We start from the raw sequence: 16,314 nt of genomic DNA on the forward strand, positions 1-16,314 counted from the left end.
TGTCCGGCGGTCAGGCCGCGGCACGGCCGCGGTCCGGGAACGAGTGGACGGTCAGGGGCAGCCCGCCGCCGAGGCGCAGCGACATCATCGGCTCCGGCTTGACCGCGAACCCGGGCACGGTGTCGAACCGCAGGTCGCGCATCAGCGTGGAGATGATGAAGGTGGCCTCCATCATCCCCAGGTGGTTGCCGACGCAGAACCGGGGACCGGCGCCGAACGGGATGTGCGCGTAGCGCGGGCGATCCGACGTCACGTCCGGGTCGAACCGCTCCGGGAGGAACCGGTCCGGCTCCGGCCAGTACCGCGGGTGCCGGTGCAGGATGTACGGGCAGATCAGCACTTCCGAGCCCGCGGGCACGTGGTACCCGCCGACCTCGTCGTCGGCCAGCGCCCGGCGCGGCAGGATCCACACCGGCGGGAACAGCCGCATGGCCTCCTGCAGCACCATGTGCGTGTAGCGCAGCCGGGTCAGGTCCTCGTAGGCCGGGCGACGGTCGCCGTAGACCGCCACCGCCTCCTCGTGCAGCCGCTCCCGGACCTCCGGGTGCCTGCTCACCAGGTCCAGCGTCCAGCCGACGGTGCTGGCCGTCGTCTCGTGCCCGGCCAGCAGCAGCGTCACCAGCTCGTCGCGCATGCGGCGGTCGGCGACCCGTTTGTCGGTTTCCTTGGCGGTGGAGGCGATGAGCCGGGTCAGCACGTCGTCGCCGGTCGCGGATGGCTGGGCCTTCCGCTGCTCCACGAGGAGCCCGACGACGTGCTGGAGGTGGTCGCGGCCCGCGCGGAACGCCCGCTGTCCCTTGAGCGGGAGCCACCGCGGCACCATGCCCAGGGTCTCCATCTCGAACATGGCCTGGTCCTGCACGGCCTCGAAGGAGTGCTCGACGGCGTCGAACGCGCCGAGGTCGGTGTCGAGCAGGGTGCTGCCGAGCACGCCCAGGGTGAGCGCGGTGACCTCGGTCAGCACGTCCACCGGCGCGCCGGAGTCCCGGTGGGCGGTGAGGCGCTCGACCAGGCTGAGGGCCTCGTCGATGATCACGTCGGCCTGCGCGGCGATCCGCTTGTGCTGGAACACCGGCTGGATGGTGCGCCGCTGTTCCTTCCACAGCGCGCCTTCCGACGTCAGCAGCCCGTCGCCCAGCGCCCGCTTGGCCTCGGTGTAGCCGATGCCCTTGTGGTAGTTGGCCGCGTTGTCCGCGAGCACGTGCTTGGCGTGGTCGGGGTGGTTGAAGATGTAGAGCGTCTTCGGGCCGATCGACACCCGCACCGCGTCGCCGTATTCGCGGACGGCCTCGCTCATCAGGCCGATCCGGTCCGAGCGGAGCTTGCGCAGGATGCCGGGGGCGGCCCGGCGCGGTGGTCCCGGGGGGACGCGGCGGGGGCCGGCGGTCATGCCGTCGGAGTGGTCGAGCCGGGCGTGGGCAGGCCCTGCTTCGAGGTGCTGTTCTGGTAGGCCGCGAGCCGCCACTGGCCCTCGGTCCGCACGGCCAGCCAGGAGGAGCGGATCGCCTGCGCGGCCGACACCTCGGTCTCACCGGCGGCGAGCACACCGCCGGACGACAGCAGCAGCGCGACGTCGGGGCCGAGGAAGCGCAGGCCGATCGGCTTGCCGACGACCTGGGTGCCGGCGTACGGGCCCTCGAAGGCCTCGGCGAAGTACTCCTTGATGTCCTGGCGGCCCTGGCGGAAGACGCCGGGCAGGATCAGCGTGCCGTCCTCGGTGAACAGGTCGGCGATCGACGCGGCGTCCTGGTGCGCCCAGGCCGCGAGGAGCCGCTGGGGGATCACTCCGATGGCCGCCTGGTCGGCGGCCGGCACCTCGGTGGTCGTCATGGCGCTTCCTTTCGGGCGAACGGCGGGACGGCGGCGGGCACGGGAAACCGGCCGGACGGCGCGGCTTCCCGGTCACTCGTCCACGTTCGCACCGATCGCCGCCCGCCCACGTCTTCCGCAGTGCGGGCCGCCCGGGCGCCGCAGCGCAAGATCGGAGATGTGCCCGGCGCGTGTCCCGGGGGAGACTGGAAGCTGTTTGGGCCGAAGTGTCACCAGGGCCCGCCACGGGCCGGGGCCCGCGACCCGTCTCGGGTACCCCGCGGACGTTGGTTGGGAGGCCGGCGGATGGCGATGCGCCTCCAGCTCATCGAGGGAATCGAACTGCTCGACAAATGGGCCGAATCGGCGACGCAGGCTCGTCGAAATGTCATGTACGAAGCTTTGTTCGCGATCAGTGACGGTTCCGCATTCCTCATTTACGATATTTTCGGCGACCCCGCGGATCGGGGGATTTTCGTCGTCGTGGTGAAACCCGATCTGGTGCTGAAGGTCCTGTTGCAGCGCGCGGACTCCTCGTTCGCGATTCGCTACGTCGGCCTGCCGGACGGCGAAGCCGCAGGTCTCGGCAGCGAGGTCGGGCCGCCGCTGGAGGAGCCCAGTAGCCCGGACGGCGCCTAGGCCGAATGGCCTAGTGCCGGGCGCCGTCCGGTGGGCGGTCGGCACGCATTGCGGGTGTATTCCTCACCTTGACAGCGTCTCTCGGCGTGTGAAAGCCTTTTCGTGTTTGCGGTCGGTCCGCATTCTGGGGATCCTTGGTAAAAAGGAGGACGGACCATGTCGTCACCCGAGTTGCCCGGACTGGACGTGCACGGCCGAGTGCGGGCCCGTGACATCCAGATGACCGGTACGGCCGATCTCGGCCGCCGCGTCCTGATGATCACCGGTGCCATCGACACGACCGACCACGACGTCTCGATCAGCGTCACCCTCCCGGAGCCGGGCCGCTGGCAGGTGATCAAGGCCGAGACGAACCTGACCGACCGCACCTGGGTGGCCATGCAGGCGGTGCTCGACGAGGACTCGACGTTCGTCGAGGACGCCGGCGCCGCGGTGATGTCCCCGCAGTTCGCGAAGAGCTTCATGACGCCGGACCAGCGGCGGCTCACCTTCTACGACGGTGAGGTCCGCCCGGGCGAAGCGGTGCTCAAGATGTACTCGATGGAGACGAGCGGTCGCAAGCCGGGCTACTTCTACTCGCGGTACAGCCCGATCGCCACCGACAGCGCCGAGCAGTCGGAGACGGCGCTGAACCAGCTGGTCAGCGACGGGATGCAGCAGCGTCCGGTGATCGAGCTGATCGTGCCGATCACCGTCGTCGGTTGAGCTCGGCCGCGGCCGCGGTGGGTGCGTCGTGATCAAGTTCGTGCCGGAGCCGCACCTGCTCGAGTCGCCACGCGGGCGGGACTGGCCGCGGCTGCCGCGGCCGTCCGCCCGCGACCGCGTCGGGGGGCCGGCGAACTCCGCCGAAGTCGTCATCGTCGGCGCGGGCCCGGCCGGGCTCGCGGTCGCTTCCGCGCTGTGGCACCACGGCGTGCGCGACGTCGTGCTCGTCGACCGGGACGGCCGTCCGTGCGGCCGGTTCTTCGACCGGATCGACCGGCTCGGCCAGCGGGTGCTCCGCTCGCCGTACGAGCACCACCCCGGCGTCGAGGGGTACCGCGACTGCGAGCTGCTGGACTTCGCGCGGCTGCACTGGGCGCGGCTGACGGCCACCGAGCGCCGCGAAATCCGGATGGCCCAGGCGGGGCACCGCTCGGTCGTGCCGGTGGACGTCTTCGAGGCCTACTGCGAGCACCTGGCCACGAGCCATCACGTCGCGGAGAACACCTGGCCGGGGTCGGTGCGCGAAGTGCTGCCGACCGATGAGGCGGTGACCGTGCGCGCGAACCGGTTCACCGTGACCGCCCGCCACGCCGTGCTCTGCCTCGGCGAGGAACGACGCCCGGCGCCCGACGCCTGGTGGGGTGGCGGCCGCCCGCCGGCCGGAGTCTCCTACTGGGACGAACCGGCGGCACCGGGCGGACAGAGCCAGGTCGTGGTCGGCGCCGGGCTCACCGCGGCGCACCTGATCGCCGGTGCGCTCGAAGCGGGCCGGCAGGTGCACTGGGTGGTCCGGGAGGCCGGCGAGCACTACCAGTGCGCCGACGTCAACTCGTCGTTCTTCCGCCCGGAGGGCCGGGCGCGCTTCGACGGCGTCGACCGGGACGGGCGGCTGGACCTGATGCGCCGGTTCCGGCGGGCCTCCATCATGTTCGAGTTCCGGCCCCTGCTCCAGCAGGCCGAAGCCGACGGGCAGCTGGTCGTGCACCGCGGCGAATCGGTCAAGGAAGTCGACGAAGGCGTGGTGTTCCGGCTGGAGAGCGGGCGGACGGTCAAGGCCGACACCGCCGTGCTGGCGCTGGGTACGACCCCGTCGATCGGCAGCGGTCTGCTGCCGTCCGAGGTCGTGGGCGAGCGCGACGGCTGGCCGGACCTGGACGAGCGGACGCTCCGCTACACCCGCGCCTCGCGCGTGTCGGTGGTGGGCGCGGCGGCCGGCCTGGTGTTCGGCCCGGCCGCGCGCAACATCGACGGCCACCGGGTGGCGACCGCGCGGGTGGCCGCGTCGATCGCGCACAGCCTGCGCCACGGCCGCGTCCCGGTGGTGGCCGGTGTCCGATGACCTCCGGTTCGCGCTGCCCTCGATCGACGACCCGGACGCCACCGAGGTGGGCGTCATCCTGCTCGGCCTCGACGCGGAGCGGCTGCTGGCCGGCGTCGGGTTCGCCCGGCTCGCCGACGACCCGGCCCTGGTCACCCAGGCGGTCGACCAGGCCCGGCACGAGGTGGCCGCGCCCGGTTACGCCGGCCTGATCGCCGCCGGGCGGGACCGCTGGCGCGCGGTCCGGGTGGCCATCGGGAGCCTGCCCGTCGCGGTGAACCCGGCTTCCCCGCGGCGCGCCTGGGCCGAAACCGCCGCACACGTCGCCGCCGCCGTCCCCGACGCCGGACCGGCCTCCATCAGCTACCTGACCGCCTGCACGCTGCGCCGCCGGGAGGTCGACCGGCTCGCCGACGAACGAGGAGAACCCGATGTCCTACTTGAGGGCCCTGCCGGCTGAGACCGCGCTGCTGGACGTGTTCCGGGCCTACCCCGGCCCCGCCGGTCCGCTGCTGGACCTGCACGAGCAGGTGATGCGGGCCGAGTCCCCCTTCACCCCGGGGGAGCGGGAGCTGATCGCGGCGTACGTCTCGGGCCTCAACGGCTGCGACTACTGCCACGGCATCCACACGGTCACCGCGGAGGCGTTCGGCGTCCCCGAAGGGCTGCTCGCCGCCGCGGTGCGGGACCTCGAGTCCGCGCCCGTGGACGACAAGATGAAGCCGGTGCTCGCCTACGCCCGCAAGCTGACCCGCACGCCGGCCAAGGTCACCGAGGCCGACGCCGAAGCCGTGTTCGCCGCCGGCTGGGACGAGCGCGCGCTGCACGACGCGGTGCTGGTGTGCGCGCTGTTCAACTTCATGAACCGGATGGTCGAGGGCGTGGGGCTGCGCGCCGACGCGGCCTACGCCGAGGTGTCGGGCCGGCGGCTGCACGAAGTCGGCTACGCGGGCTTGGGGAAGGTGCTCGCCGCGGAGAGCTGAGCCGCGTGCCGCCGGAATCGAGCACGACGGCGGGTGCGCAACCGTGGAGACGCAGCTAGCGGCCGCCCTGCCGGATGCTCGGTTCCTCGGGCCACCGACACGGTGGTCGCGGCCGGCGGAAGGTGCGGAATCATGGTTGTCGTGATGGCTGCCGATGCCACGGAAAATGACGTCGAGGAAATCGTCGACCGGGTGGCGGCCGCGGGCGGCGAAGCCTTCGTCAGCCGCGGCGTGAGCCGGGTGGTCGTCGGGCTCGTCGGCGACGTCCACCGCTTCGAAACGCTCAACATCGGCGCGATGCCGGGCGTCCACAGCGTCACCCGCATCTCCGCCAAGTTCAAGCTGGTGAGCCTGGAGCACCACCCGCAACGGTCCACAGTGTACGTCCGCGGCGTGCCGATCGGGCCGGACACGGTGACCCTGATCGCCGGGCCGTGCGCGGTGGAGACCCCGGAGCAGACGCTCGAGGCGGCGCGGATGGCGCAGGCCGCGGGCGCGACCTTGTTGCGCGGCGGGGCGTTCAAGCCGCGCACGTCGCCCTACGCCTTCCAGGGCCTCGGCGAGCTGGGGTTGAAGATCCTGGCCGACGTGCGGGCCGAGACCGGTCTCCCGGTGGTCACCGAGGTGGTCTCCGCGCACGACGTCCCGATGGTCGCCCGGTACGCGGACATGCTGCAGATCGGCACCCGGAACATGCAGAACTTCGGGCTGCTGCAGGCGGTCGGCGAGGCCGGCAAGCCGGTGCTGCTCAAGCGCGGCATGAGCGCGAGCATCGAGGAATGGCTGATGGCCGCCGAATACATCGCCCAGCGCGGCAACCTCGACATCGTGCTGTGCGAGCGGGGGATCCGCACGTTCGAGACCGCGACCCGCAACACCCTCGACATCTCCGCCGTGCCCGTGGTCCAGCGGCTTTCGCACTTGCCGGTGATGGTCGACCCGTCGCACTCCGGCGGGCGGCGCGACCTCGTGCTGCCCCTTTCGCGCGCGGCGGTCGCGGTCGGCGCGGACGGCGTGCTCGTCGACTGCCACCCCCACCCGGAGCAGGCACTCTGCGACGGCCCGCAGGCCCTCGTCGCCGAAGACCTGCGGATCCTGCAGAGCTCCCTGGAAGACCTCGCCGCCGTGCTGGGCCGGCAGTCGCCGGCGTGGCGGACCCGCAGCGCCGGCTGAGCCGTGACGGTGGGACGTGCGCGTCTCCGGCGTTGCGAGTGCGCGGCAGCCGCGGAGATGTGCCGGTGCGCCACCGGTTCCGGTCGTCGCCGACGACTTCGTCCCCGAGGTGCTGTGGGCGGGGCTCGCCGCCGTCTCGTGCGGCCCCGCGGCGGACTTCGCCGGGTTCGCGACCGACGGCCTGCCCGCACGGCGCTACGGCAACGGACGGGTGTTCGGCCGCAACGCCGCGGGAAACCTGCCGGGCCTGCTGTCCATTGTGGACTCATGGCGGCCGGACCTGGTGCCGAGCGAGCGGGCGGAAGCGGCCGGCCCGGTGGCCGCCGCGGCGTTCGGCGTGCCGCTGGTGGAACTGCAGTGGGGTATCCCGCTGTTGCGCGAGTGCCGCCTCGCGGCGGCGGATGAGCTCGGCCCGCACCTGGCCCGCCTGAGCGTGTCCGCCGCGCCGTCGCCCGCGACGGTGCTGAACCCGTGGCCGCCGAGCCTGCGCCGCTCGCACGCCGTGCGCCGGCGTCGGATGCGCACCGTGCCCTACGCCGGCCAGGCCCCGGGTGCCGGCCTGGGTGTGGCAGCCGAAGAAGCGGCCACGGATCTGCCTCACCCTGGGCACCGTGCTGCCCCGGCTCGGCCCCGGCGGGGTGGCGGAGACCGTCATCCCCCTGCTGCACGCGCTCGCCCGGCTCGACGTGGAGGTGGTGGTGGCGGCCGAGGACGAGGTCGTCGCCGGCCGGCCACCGCGGCCCGCCGTGGCGACCCACGTCGGCCGGTTGCCGCTGTCCCACGTGCTGAGGGCGTGTGACGTCGCCGTCCACCACGGCGGCCAGGGCACTTCCCTGACGGCTCTCGGGGTGGCACGCCCCAGCTGGTGCTGCCGTCGTTCGACGACCAGCTGGACAACGCCGCGGCCGTCGTGTCGGCGGGCGCCGGCCTGAGCCTGCCGCCGGGCGAGGCGGGCGGACGTGGTGGCCGACCGCTGCGCCGAACTGCTCGGGCAGCAGGCGTTCCGGCAGGCCGCGGCCGCGATCGCCACGGAGATCGCCGCGCAGCCGTCCCTGGCCGACGTGGCCGCCGACGTGGCGGCCCTGGCCGCTCCCGGGCGTCCCTTGAACGCCGCGTGACGCGCTTCCGGCGAAGAAAGCCCTTTCTCAGGTTTCGCAGCACGACCTGATCGGTTGTTTTCGTTTGCTGACAAGCGGAAAAGATGCGTCGACGGCGACCCGGGCGGGCCCGGCGCAAACGAGGAGATGCGCGACCGGGCTTCCCGAGTGCAGCCTGGAAGGGAAGTTTCCGGACGCCGGCCCGGTTTCGCGCGACTGGTGTTCTTTTTCGTCCGCTTCCTTTGGAGGATATCTTGGCCACCACGATCCCGACGCGCGAGGAAATCGTGCGCAAGGTGTCGGACCTGATCCCGTCGCTGCGCAGCCGCGCGGCGTCGGCCGAGGACAACCGGCGCCTGCCTGAGGAGACGATCGAGGCGCTGGCCGACGCCGGGGTCTTCAAGCTGCGGCGCCCCAAGCAGTTCGGCGGGTACGAAGCGGACACTCGGACGATCACCGAGGTCGCCACCGAGCTCGGCCGCGGCTGCGGTTCCACCGCCTGGGTCGCGTCGGTGTACTGGATCCCGACCTGGATGGCGAGCCAGTTCCCGGACGAGGTCCAGGAAGAGGTGTTCTCGACCCCGGACACACGTGTCTGCGGCACGCTGAGCCCGACCGCGATGGCGACGCCGGTCGACGGTGGCATCGTCGTGAACGGCAAGTGGGGCTTCATCAGCGGTGCCCACCACGCGCACTGGCAGGAGATCATCGCGATCCTCATCCCGGCGGACGGCGAGCCGTACCCGGTGACGGCGCTCGTGCCGATGTCGGACCTGCTGGTCCTGGACGACTGGGACACCGCGGGACTGCGGGGCACCGGCAGCGTCAGCACCTTCGCAAAGGACCTGTTCGTCCCGCAGGAGCGGGTGCTCCCGCTGCCGGTGGTGCTGTCCGGCCAGGGCGCGTCCAAGCGCAACGCCGACTCCCCGATCTACCGCCCCCCGCTGATGCCGGTCGCGGCGGCGACCTCGACGGGCGCGATCGTCGGCATGGCCAAGGGCGCCATGGACGTCTTCCTGGACCGCCTGCCCGAACGCAAGATCACGTACACGAACTACGACAGCCAGCGCGAGGCCCCGATCACCCACTTCCAGGTGGCCGAGGCGACGCTCAAGCTCGACCAGGCCGAGTTCCACGCCTGGCGCGCGGGCGAGCTCGTGGACCGCAAGGGCGAAGAGGGCACCGAGTGGAAGCTGGAGGAGCGGGCCCGCACGCGCGCCGACGTCGGCAGCGTGATCCAGCTGGCCAAGGAGTCCATCGGGATCCTCGCCAACGCGAGCGGCGGGTCGTCCATCTACAAGGGAATCCCGATCCAGCGCATCCACCGCGACATCCTCGCGGTCAACCAGCACGCGCTGATGCACCCGAACACGAACTTCGAGCTGTACGGCCGAGTTCTGTGCGGCCTGGAGCCCAACACGCTGTACATCTAGTCCCGGTCGAGACGGGGCCGCCGCCCGCACGTGTGGGTGGTGGCCCCGTTCCGCTTTCCTGGAGGTCCGATGTTGGTAGGCATCACGGGCGGCACGGGATACGTGGGCGCCCACTCGGCGGCGGCCGTGCTGCGGGCGGGCCACCGCGTCCGCCTCCTCGTCCGCGACGAGTTCGCAGTGGAGCGTGCGCTGACGCCCCTGGGCGTGGACGCGGGCGCGGTGGACGTCGTCACCGGCAACGTCCTGGACCGCTTCAGCGTGGACCGCCTGATCCGCGGAACGGACGCCGTGCTGCACGCGGCATCGGTGTACTCGTTCGACAGCCGCGCGCACCGCGAACTGGCCCGGACGAACGTGGCCGGCACCGAGCAGGTCCTGGAAACGGCGCGCCGGGCCGGAACCGGCCGGATCGTGTACGTGTCCAGCTTCGGAGCGCTGCTGCCGTCCCCGGACAGGGTCCTCGGCCCGGACTCCCCGGTCGGCCGTCCGCGCGAGCGGTACCTGGCGGCGAAGGCCGCGGCGGAATCGATGGCCCGCGCCTACCAGGCGGCGGGAGTCCCCGTGACGATCACCTACCCACCGGCGCTGCTGGGCCCCCACGACCCCAAGGTGGGTGACCAGGTGACGCGGCTGCGCAACACATTGCGCCACCTGATGCCGATCTGGCCGACGGGCGGTCTCCCGATGGGCGACGTCCGTGACACAGCGGCCCTCCATGCGGCCTTGATCACGGGCACCGCCCCGGCGGGCGGCCGCCACTTCGGTCCCGGGCGGTACGTGAGCACCCGTGAGTTCGTGGCCACGCTGCGGGAGGTGACGGGCCGGAAGCTGCCCGCGATCCATCTCCCGGCCCGGGCGATGCTGCCGCTGGGCGTGCTGACGGGCTGGCTCCAGCGGGCATGGCCCTGGCACATCCCGGCCGAGTACGGCGCGATCTACACGTGCGCCTGCGCGGCCCAGGTACCCGGCAGCCCGGGCCGGCCACTGGGGGAGACCCTCGTCGACACGATCCGCTGGCTGCACGGCGAGGGCCTGCTCCCAGGCCGAGCCGCAGGAGCCGCAGCGGCCGAGGGATTACGCGCGGCTTAGGGGACGTGGACCGCGCGGTCCACGCGCACCCGCACGCTCGCCTGCCGCGCCAGGGATAGCTGCTGGACTTGACCGTTTCGCGCTCGTCGGCTGCGCCAAGGGTGGCTGCTGGACTTGACCTTTTCGCGCTCGTCGGCTGCGCCAAGGGTGGCTGCTGGACTTGACCTTTTCGCGCTCGTCGGCCGCGCTGGGGAGGCCTGCTGGACTCGACCGCACCGCGCTCGCCTGGCGCACCGGGGAAGCCTGCTGGTGGACCGCACCGCGCTCACCCGCCGTGCTAGGGGGAGCGCTGCCGGACTTGACCGCTTCGCGCTCGCCTACCGCGTGCGGGAAGCCTGCCCGACTCGACTGTGCCGCCCTCGGCAGGCTCTGGCCGGTGCAAGCGGGAGACGTGACCACCGGCTCCGGTGGTCGAGTCCCCTATCCCGAACTGCCGGCCCGCGTGCCCGAAGCTGCCACCCCGGGGCGTGGCCATGGCAAGGTGCGTCCAGACGGGGCCAGTGGCCGCCGGGCACGCCTCAGGCGGCGTCCGATGTGGAGTGCGGGCCCTCTGTTGCCGGCCCGGGCGTTCGGGGGTCGGGTTCGGCGGTGGGCGGGGTGCGCTCGGCCAGGTACCGGAGCTTCGTCAGGTGGCGTCGGACCAAGCCTGCGCAGCGGGCTTCGTCGAAGGCCGTGCGGGTGATGGCGTTCTCCCTTCGCCGGCGGTGGCGGCCGCCTGGTGATTCCTGGTTCACCGTGAGCGTCTTCCTTTCTGCTTTCGCTCGATCGGTCGTCTTCGGCTTGCCCAGTGGGCGTCGGCCTGATCGCTCGGCGTGACGGTTCGGCTGCGGAAGGGCGCGAGCAACCACCGAGCCGGTCAGGTAACAAGGTTGTCTCGGATGGGTTCGGCCGGGGAGCGTTGGGCCACCTGGACGCACACGGGGTGCGACTTCCGGGCTCAGGCAACCGGGAACGAAAACGGTGACCGTCCACAGTGGGAGCACGGCCGAGAAGGGGCGGTGTGTGGCCGGTCACTTCGCGTGGTGGACGTCGTGCGCGCTCGCGCACGACGTCTTCCCTGGTGGCGCCCCCGGCAGGACTCGAACCTGCGACCTAGAGATTAGAAGGCTCTTGCTCTATCCAGCTGAGCTACGAGGGCCCGCGCCGACGGACCGCGCCGACCGTGCCGGTCGCCCGGCATCGGCAGCTTAGTCGTCGCCATCCTCTCGATCGTTCGACACCGGCGAATCGTTTCAGGTCTCGTTCGACGGAATTTCGGAGTTCGGCGGCGTCGAGGTCAAAGCGGTGCGGCGCTCCGAGGTCGCGGCCCGGTGCGTGAAGGTGGTGCGGACCTTTCCGCGCGGTGGTCGAGGATCCGCGGGTGCCACCCGGTCGGGTGAGGTCCCGACCGTGGGGCCGGGAGGGTGTGGCGGGGCATGGTTGTTCGACCCTTTCGAGGAGCGGCGCGCGAACTGCCGGTGACGCGCGGGAGTTGGCTGGTGGAGGTGCTTCGGACCGTCAGCTGGTGGTGCGGGCGATCGGCCTGGCGGGGACGGTGCGTGCCGTGAGTCGGGTGCGGTCACCGGCAGGGGATGGTTTCGGGCTTGCTCGCCCCTGGTGGCCGAGGCTTGTGGACGACTGGTGTTGCGGGTGTCTGCGGCGCCTGGGTGGTGGGCCCGTGGGCGCGCCCTGCCGCTGGGCGCGCCCACGGGTGGGGCCGCTTCGGGGCAAGCGGCCCCCCGGGGCTCGGCTGTCGCCTGGCGAGCCGGCTCGCTCCATGGAGCTGGCGGTCTGCCGGGCCCTGGTCGGGGGTTGCCGCTCCTGAGGTCGCGCGAGACGGCCGCAGGAGCGGTATGTGGTCGCGGAGGACCACGGTCGGGCGGGCGTTCGGTGGCTTCGCTTGGAAGCGCTGGTTCGTGGTCGGGCGGCCACGGCTGGACGGTTTGATGCGTCCAGGCCCTGGCCTGCGGTCGGCTTGGCCTTGGTCGCAGACCAGGGCGCCGGGGAGATCGCGCGGGGTGCGGTCCTGGGCGGGGGCTGGTGCTGCGGCCGGGTCACAGGTCACGCGCTGGGGCCCCAGGCCACGCGCCGGGGCTTTCCCCGATCGCGTGGAGTCAGGGCCTGGGGCCGGCTGGTCACAGGGGCGCGGTCGGGGGTCGCCGTCTCTGGTACTGAGCGCGGGCTGCTTGCCCGGCTCGGCGGTCGGCTGTGTGGACCGCAGCCCGTAGGGCGGTGCGGGCTACTCCCAGATCTTGATCGCGCGGACCACGAAAGGGGAGTTCGGGACGTACGTTCCCGCACCCGGATAGGTGATGAAGTCGCCCTCTGTTGTGCATTCCTCGCTTTGGTAGACCGTGACGTCGCGGCTCATCAGGTTGACGAACGACGATCCGTCGAATCCCTCGGGCAGGGGAATGCAGTCCTCCGGATTCGCGGTGCGCAGGTCGAAACGCTGGGCGTCACCCGAATAGTGGTCGGCCGACCAGATGCAAAATTCGCCCTTCTTGCAGACCGGGTCCGGCTGGGACGGGGCGGCCTGGGCGACTCCTGCGCTGGTCAGGAGGCCGATCGTGGCCAGGAGCAGCAGGTGCGGCAGGCGGGCGCGGAGGCGGCGTGAAGACATCGTGGATCCCCTCGGGAGTGCGGCCGGTGGGCCGCGGTGAATGTGTGATTCCAGGTTGACGGGTGCGCGGGGAGTTGTCAGCACGCACTTTCGAATCTGTGGACAACGAACGGAAACGAGAATGGTTGTCCACAGATCTGCGAATGGTCTTGATCAACAGCCGCGACAGTGCTAGGCGCGCACTGTGCTGATGCGGATTACCGGCTCCACCGGCACTTCGGCTCCCCTCGTCGGCCCCGGCGCAGTCCTCTTTGCCTCAGCGTGACCGAGGCGCTTCAGTCACGCTGAGGCGAGGAAGGAGGGTCCGATGCGGGATCGGGTCGCGGTGTTCACCGTGTTTGCGCTCAACGGGCTGGCCCTGGGTTCCTGGGCCTCACGCACGCCCGCGCTGTCCGCGCAGGTGCACGCCTCACCAGGGGTTTTCGGGCTCGCGCTGCTCGGCGCCAGCGTCGGCATGCTCGCCGCCGCGTCGGTCGCCGGGCGGCTCGTCGAACGGGCCGGGGCCCGGGCGGTCGTCGCCGGGAGCACCACGCTCGCCGCCGGCTCGCTGGTGCTGATCGGGTTCGCGCCGGACGTGCCGCTGCTGGCCGGCGCGCTGCTCGTGATCGGGGTCAGCGTCGGGCTGCTCGACGTCGCGATGAACGTCGCCGCGGTCGCCGTCGAACGCCGCGTCGGCAAGGCGATCATGCCGGTGTTCCACGCCGGGTTCAGCTTCGGCGCGCTCGCCGGTTCGCTGGCCGCGGGCCTCGCCGCCGGGCACGGCTGGTCGCCGGCGCGCCACCTGACCGTCGCCGCGATCGTGGCCGTCCTGGTGCTGCCGGCCGTGGTCCGTGCGGTTCCCGGCAGCCGGCCCGAGCACGCGAAAGAAGCCGCACCGGGCCGGGCGCCCATCCGCCGTCCGGTGCTGTGGCTGCTCGCCGCGGTCGCACTGTGCTCGGCCATCGCCGAGGGCGCTTCGTCGGACTGGTCCGCGCTGCTGATGACGGCCGAACGCGGGGTCGGCCAGGGGGCCGCGGCACTGGCGTTCGCCGGGTTCCAGCTTGTCATGGCCCTGTCCCGGCTCGCGGGGACGTGGGCGCAACGCCGCTTCGGCCCGACGCGCTGCCTCGTCGCGGGGTCCTCGCTCGCCGCGGTCGGGCTGCTCGCGACGGCCACCGTGCCCGTCGCCGCGGTCGGCTACCTCGGGTTCGCGCTCGCCGGGGCCGGGCTCGCCGCGTCGTTCCCGCTCGCGCTGAGCCTCGCGGGCGACGCCGGGAAGCGCGGGGACGGCACCGGCGGCGAGCGTGAGATCGGCTTCGTCACGGCCGTCGCCTACACCGGTTTCCTCGGCGGTCCGCCGGTCATCGGCGGCATCGCGCAGGGTGAGCGACTACAGCGTGGCCTTCGTGTTCGTCGCGCTCGTGGCGGCCCTGATCCTGCCCGCCGCGCTGGCCGCCCGCCGGTCGCGACGGCGCGAGGACGCGGCCGCGATCGTCGGCCGCTAGCCGTTCCCGATGCGAAATCCGTGCCGCCAACCGGGTTTCAGCCACGCCCCGGGCGTTGACAGGCTCGCGGTGCGAGAGGCAAGCTGAGCCCCGTCGGTAAACTGAAATGAATACGGCGACGTTTCCATTTCAGGTCGGCTGATCGGGGTAGGGGCCTCGGTCGCGGGAGGGACGTCGTGAGGGTTGTGCTGCTCGGCGGCGCGGGGGCGCTCGCCGGCGGGAGCGGGCGCTTCGGGCCCGGGCTCTCGCTGGTCCAGGGCGCCGTGCCGCGGCTCGTGCTGGTCCCGGTCGTGTTCCGGCTGGCGCTGTTCGTGCAGGCGGTGTGGGCGGCGGACACCGTCGCCACGCCCGTGCTCTGGTTCGGCCTGGCCGGCTACCTGGTGCCGAACCTCCTCGAGATCGCCTGGGTCTTCCGCCGCAGCACCGGCATCCGGCCGGTCCTGGCCGTCGACACGACGTACACGGTGGTCACGAGCTTGGCCGCGGCCTTGTTCGCGACGCACCCGTCCTTCGCCGACCTCCTGACCCTGACCTGGCCGAACATCATGGGCACGGTGATGATCTGGACGCTCCTGCGCGGCGCGCTCGCCGGTGGCGCCGCGATCGCCACGGCGGTGGTCCTGCGGTACGTGCTGGCCGCGCTGTCCGGCACGGCGGCGCCCGCGACGTGGATCCTGCTCGCGCTGGTCGCCGCGGCGGCGACGTCGCTGGCCATCGTGGTGCTGGTCGCCGGGTCGATGCGGTTCGCGCTCGGGCTGGGCGAGCAGCGTGGCCGGGCCGCCGAACGCGAACGGCACCGCCGCGACGTCCACGACACCGTGTTGCAGGTGATGGAGGCGCTCGCCCTGCCGTCGCCCGGCGACCTGCGCGACCCGGGCGCCAGCCTCGACCAGGTCCGCCGCACCGCCCGCGCGCACGCCCTGCGCCTGCGGCTGAGCCTCGAAGGCGACGCGCCGGCCGAGCCGGGCGGCCTGGAGCACCGGCTCGGCGCGCTGGCGGTCGAGATGACGGCCGAGGGGCTGCGGGTCGACCTCGTGGTGCTCGCGAAGGTCACCGACGTCCCCGAAAGCCTCGTGAACGCGCTTCACGACGCCGCCCGCGAAGCCCTGCGAAACACCTTGAAGCACGCGAAGACGCCTCGAGCCGTGTTGTGCCTCGAAGAGACCGGAGGCGTCGTGACGGTGTCCGTGCGCGACCACGGGACGGGCTTCGACGTCGGGGCCCGCCGCGCCGGGTTCGGCATCGAGAACTCGATCCACGCGCGGCTCGCGGAGATCGGCGGCGCGGCCCGGATCGACTCGGCGCCCGGCCACGGCACCCGCGTCGTGCTGAGCGCCCCGCTAGAGCTGCGTTTCCCCGTCGGGTGAGTCCCGCCACTGGCCGAACGGCCGGTCCAGCGTCCACTTCCCGTCGTGCTCCTCGAGCACGCGGTATTCGCAGGTCCCGGGGTTGGACAGCGATTCGAAGAGTTCGACGCTCCAGCCGAACAACCGGCGGCACAGCAGCCGCAGCGTGAGGCCGTGCGAGACGATCAGCACCGTCTCCGGGTGACGTTCGTCGCGCCGCTGCAGGTCCGAGAGGAACCCCGCGACGCGGTCGTCGACGTCGGCGCCGGACTCGCCGAAGGGCAGCCGGTAGAAGAAGTGCCCGAACTCGTCGCGCCGCGCCTTCTGGACCTCCTGGTCGGCCGGGTCCTGGAGGTTGCCCCAGTCCTGCTCGCGCAGCCGCGGCTCCTGCAGCAGCCGGTCGCACGAGGCCTCGATGTCCAGCAGCCGCAACGTCTCCCGCGTGCGCAGGTAGGGGCTGACGTACACCGCGGGCCGCGCGCCGCCGAGCAGCCGGGCGATCTCCGGCGCCACCGCGGCGGCCTGCTCCCGGCCCGCGTCGGTCAGCGGCAGGGCGTGGTCGGGGATCCGCGTGTAGGCGAGCTCGTCGACGTTGCCGAGCGACTCGGCGTGCCGCAGCAGGATCATCTTCACCCA

General features: G+C 72.4%; 15 protein-coding genes, 1 tRNA gene and 2 pseudogenes. 13 read left to right on the forward strand and 5 right to left on the reverse strand.

The window, feature by feature from the left end:
* Positions 1–10: 10 nt before the first annotated feature.
* Positions 11–1,390, reverse strand: coding sequence for a cytochrome P450 (locus tag ACLJQZ_RS32055; protein ID WP_410623579.1), 1,380 nt, complete (start codon positions 1,388–1,390; stop codon positions 11–13).
* The gene (locus ACLJQZ_RS32060) at positions 1,387–1,830 is read right to left on the reverse strand and encodes an SgcJ/EcaC family oxidoreductase (protein ID WP_326959218.1); all 444 of its coding nucleotides are present in this window, start codon (positions 1,828–1,830) and stop codon (positions 1,387–1,389) included. The genes ACLJQZ_RS32055 and ACLJQZ_RS32060 overlap by 4 nt, the downstream gene beginning before the upstream one ends.
* Positions 1,831–2,115: 285 nt before the next feature.
* Between ACLJQZ_RS32060 and ACLJQZ_RS32065 the strand changes: the two genes are divergently transcribed.
* The 11 genes and pseudogenes from ACLJQZ_RS32065 to ACLJQZ_RS32115 all read left to right on the forward strand — a co-directional run bounded on the left by ACLJQZ_RS32065 (position 2,116) and on the right by ACLJQZ_RS32115 (position 10,246).
* Complete coding sequence (locus ACLJQZ_RS32065) at positions 2,116–2,448, forward strand: DUF6235 family protein (protein WP_410623580.1); 333 nt, start codon at positions 2,116–2,118, stop codon at positions 2,446–2,448.
* Between the two features lie 219 nt (positions 2,449–2,667).
* Entirely contained in the window at positions 2,668–3,153 is a 486-nt protein-coding gene (locus ACLJQZ_RS32070; protein WP_410623689.1) for a DUF6423 family protein, read from the forward strand.
* Positions 3,154–3,181: 28 nt separating this feature from the next.
* On the forward strand, positions 3,182–4,492 hold the full coding sequence (locus ACLJQZ_RS32075; protein ID WP_410623581.1) for an FAD-dependent oxidoreductase: 1,311 nt from the start codon (positions 3,182–3,184) through the stop codon (positions 4,490–4,492).
* Positions 4,482–4,931, forward strand: a complete 450-nt coding sequence (locus tag ACLJQZ_RS32080) for a DUF6187 family protein (protein WP_410623582.1) — start codon at positions 4,482–4,484, stop codon at positions 4,929–4,931. Before ACLJQZ_RS32075 ends, ACLJQZ_RS32080 begins: the two co-directional genes overlap by 11 nt.
* Positions 4,903–5,454 carry a carboxymuconolactone decarboxylase family protein gene (locus tag ACLJQZ_RS32085; RefSeq protein WP_410623583.1) on the forward strand — a complete coding sequence of 184 codons (552 nt, stop codon included), beginning with the start codon at positions 4,903–4,905 and terminating at the stop codon, positions 5,452–5,454. Before ACLJQZ_RS32080 ends, ACLJQZ_RS32085 begins: the two co-directional genes overlap by 29 nt.
* Before the next feature lie 144 nt (positions 5,455–5,598).
* A complete protein-coding gene (gene aroF / locus ACLJQZ_RS32090) occupies positions 5,599–6,627 on the forward strand; it encodes a 3-deoxy-7-phosphoheptulonate synthase (protein WP_247055480.1) in 1,029 nt (342 codons plus the stop codon).
* A 211-nt stretch (positions 6,628–6,838) separates the two neighbouring features.
* Positions 6,839–7,162, forward strand: a pseudogene (locus ACLJQZ_RS32095) (hypothetical protein); the annotation flags it as partial.
* 16 nt (positions 7,163–7,178) lie between these two features.
* Positions 7,179–7,559 (forward strand): glycosyltransferase, encoded by a 381-nt coding sequence (locus tag ACLJQZ_RS32100; RefSeq protein WP_410623584.1) that lies wholly within the window; start codon positions 7,179–7,181, stop codon positions 7,557–7,559.
* Between the two features lie 27 nt (positions 7,560–7,586).
* Positions 7,587–7,745 carry a hypothetical protein gene (locus ACLJQZ_RS32105; protein ID WP_410623585.1) on the forward strand — a complete coding sequence of 53 codons (159 nt, stop codon included), beginning with the start codon at positions 7,587–7,589 and terminating at the stop codon, positions 7,743–7,745.
* Between the two features lie 233 nt (positions 7,746–7,978).
* Positions 7,979–9,157: an acyl-CoA dehydrogenase family protein gene (locus ACLJQZ_RS32110; protein WP_410623586.1), complete on the forward strand. Its 1,179-nt coding sequence runs from the start codon at positions 7,979–7,981 to the stop codon at positions 9,155–9,157.
* 69 nt (positions 9,158–9,226) lie between these two features.
* Positions 9,227–10,246, forward strand: a complete 1,020-nt coding sequence (locus tag ACLJQZ_RS32115) for an NAD-dependent epimerase/dehydratase family protein (RefSeq protein ID WP_410623587.1) — start codon at positions 9,227–9,229, stop codon at positions 10,244–10,246.
* Between the two features lie 1,061 nt (positions 10,247–11,307).
* On the opposite strand, the gene ACLJQZ_RS32120 is transcribed toward ACLJQZ_RS32115, so the two are convergent.
* A tRNA-Arg gene (locus ACLJQZ_RS32120) sits at positions 11,308–11,384 on the reverse strand.
* Positions 11,385–12,464: 1,080 nt separating this feature from the next.
* A complete protein-coding gene (locus ACLJQZ_RS32125) occupies positions 12,465–12,848 on the reverse strand; it encodes a peptidase inhibitor family I36 protein (protein ID WP_247055474.1) in 384 nt (127 codons plus the stop codon).
* A gap of 307 nt (positions 12,849–13,155) precedes the next feature.
* On the opposite strand from ACLJQZ_RS32125, the pseudogene ACLJQZ_RS32130 reads away from it, so the two are divergent.
* Together ACLJQZ_RS32130 and ACLJQZ_RS32135 are read left to right on the forward strand one after the other, a co-directional pair.
* Positions 13,156–14,332: pseudogene (locus tag ACLJQZ_RS32130) on the forward strand (MFS transporter).
* A gap of 185 nt (positions 14,333–14,517) precedes the next feature.
* Positions 14,518–15,699, forward strand: coding sequence for a sensor histidine kinase (locus tag ACLJQZ_RS32135; protein ID WP_410623690.1), 1,182 nt, complete (start codon positions 14,518–14,520; stop codon positions 15,697–15,699).
* Here the strand turns inward: ACLJQZ_RS32135 and ACLJQZ_RS32140 are convergent.
* A complete protein-coding gene (locus ACLJQZ_RS32140; protein WP_410623588.1) occupies positions 15,673–16,311 on the reverse strand; it encodes a phosphoglycerate mutase family protein in 639 nt (212 codons plus the stop codon). The genes ACLJQZ_RS32135 and ACLJQZ_RS32140 overlap by 27 nt on opposite strands.
* Positions 16,312–16,314: the final 3 nt, after the last annotated feature.

The organism is Amycolatopsis sp. cmx-8-4 (genome assembly GCF_046548675.1).
Lineage (GTDB): Bacteria > Actinomycetota > Actinomycetes > Mycobacteriales > Pseudonocardiaceae > Amycolatopsis.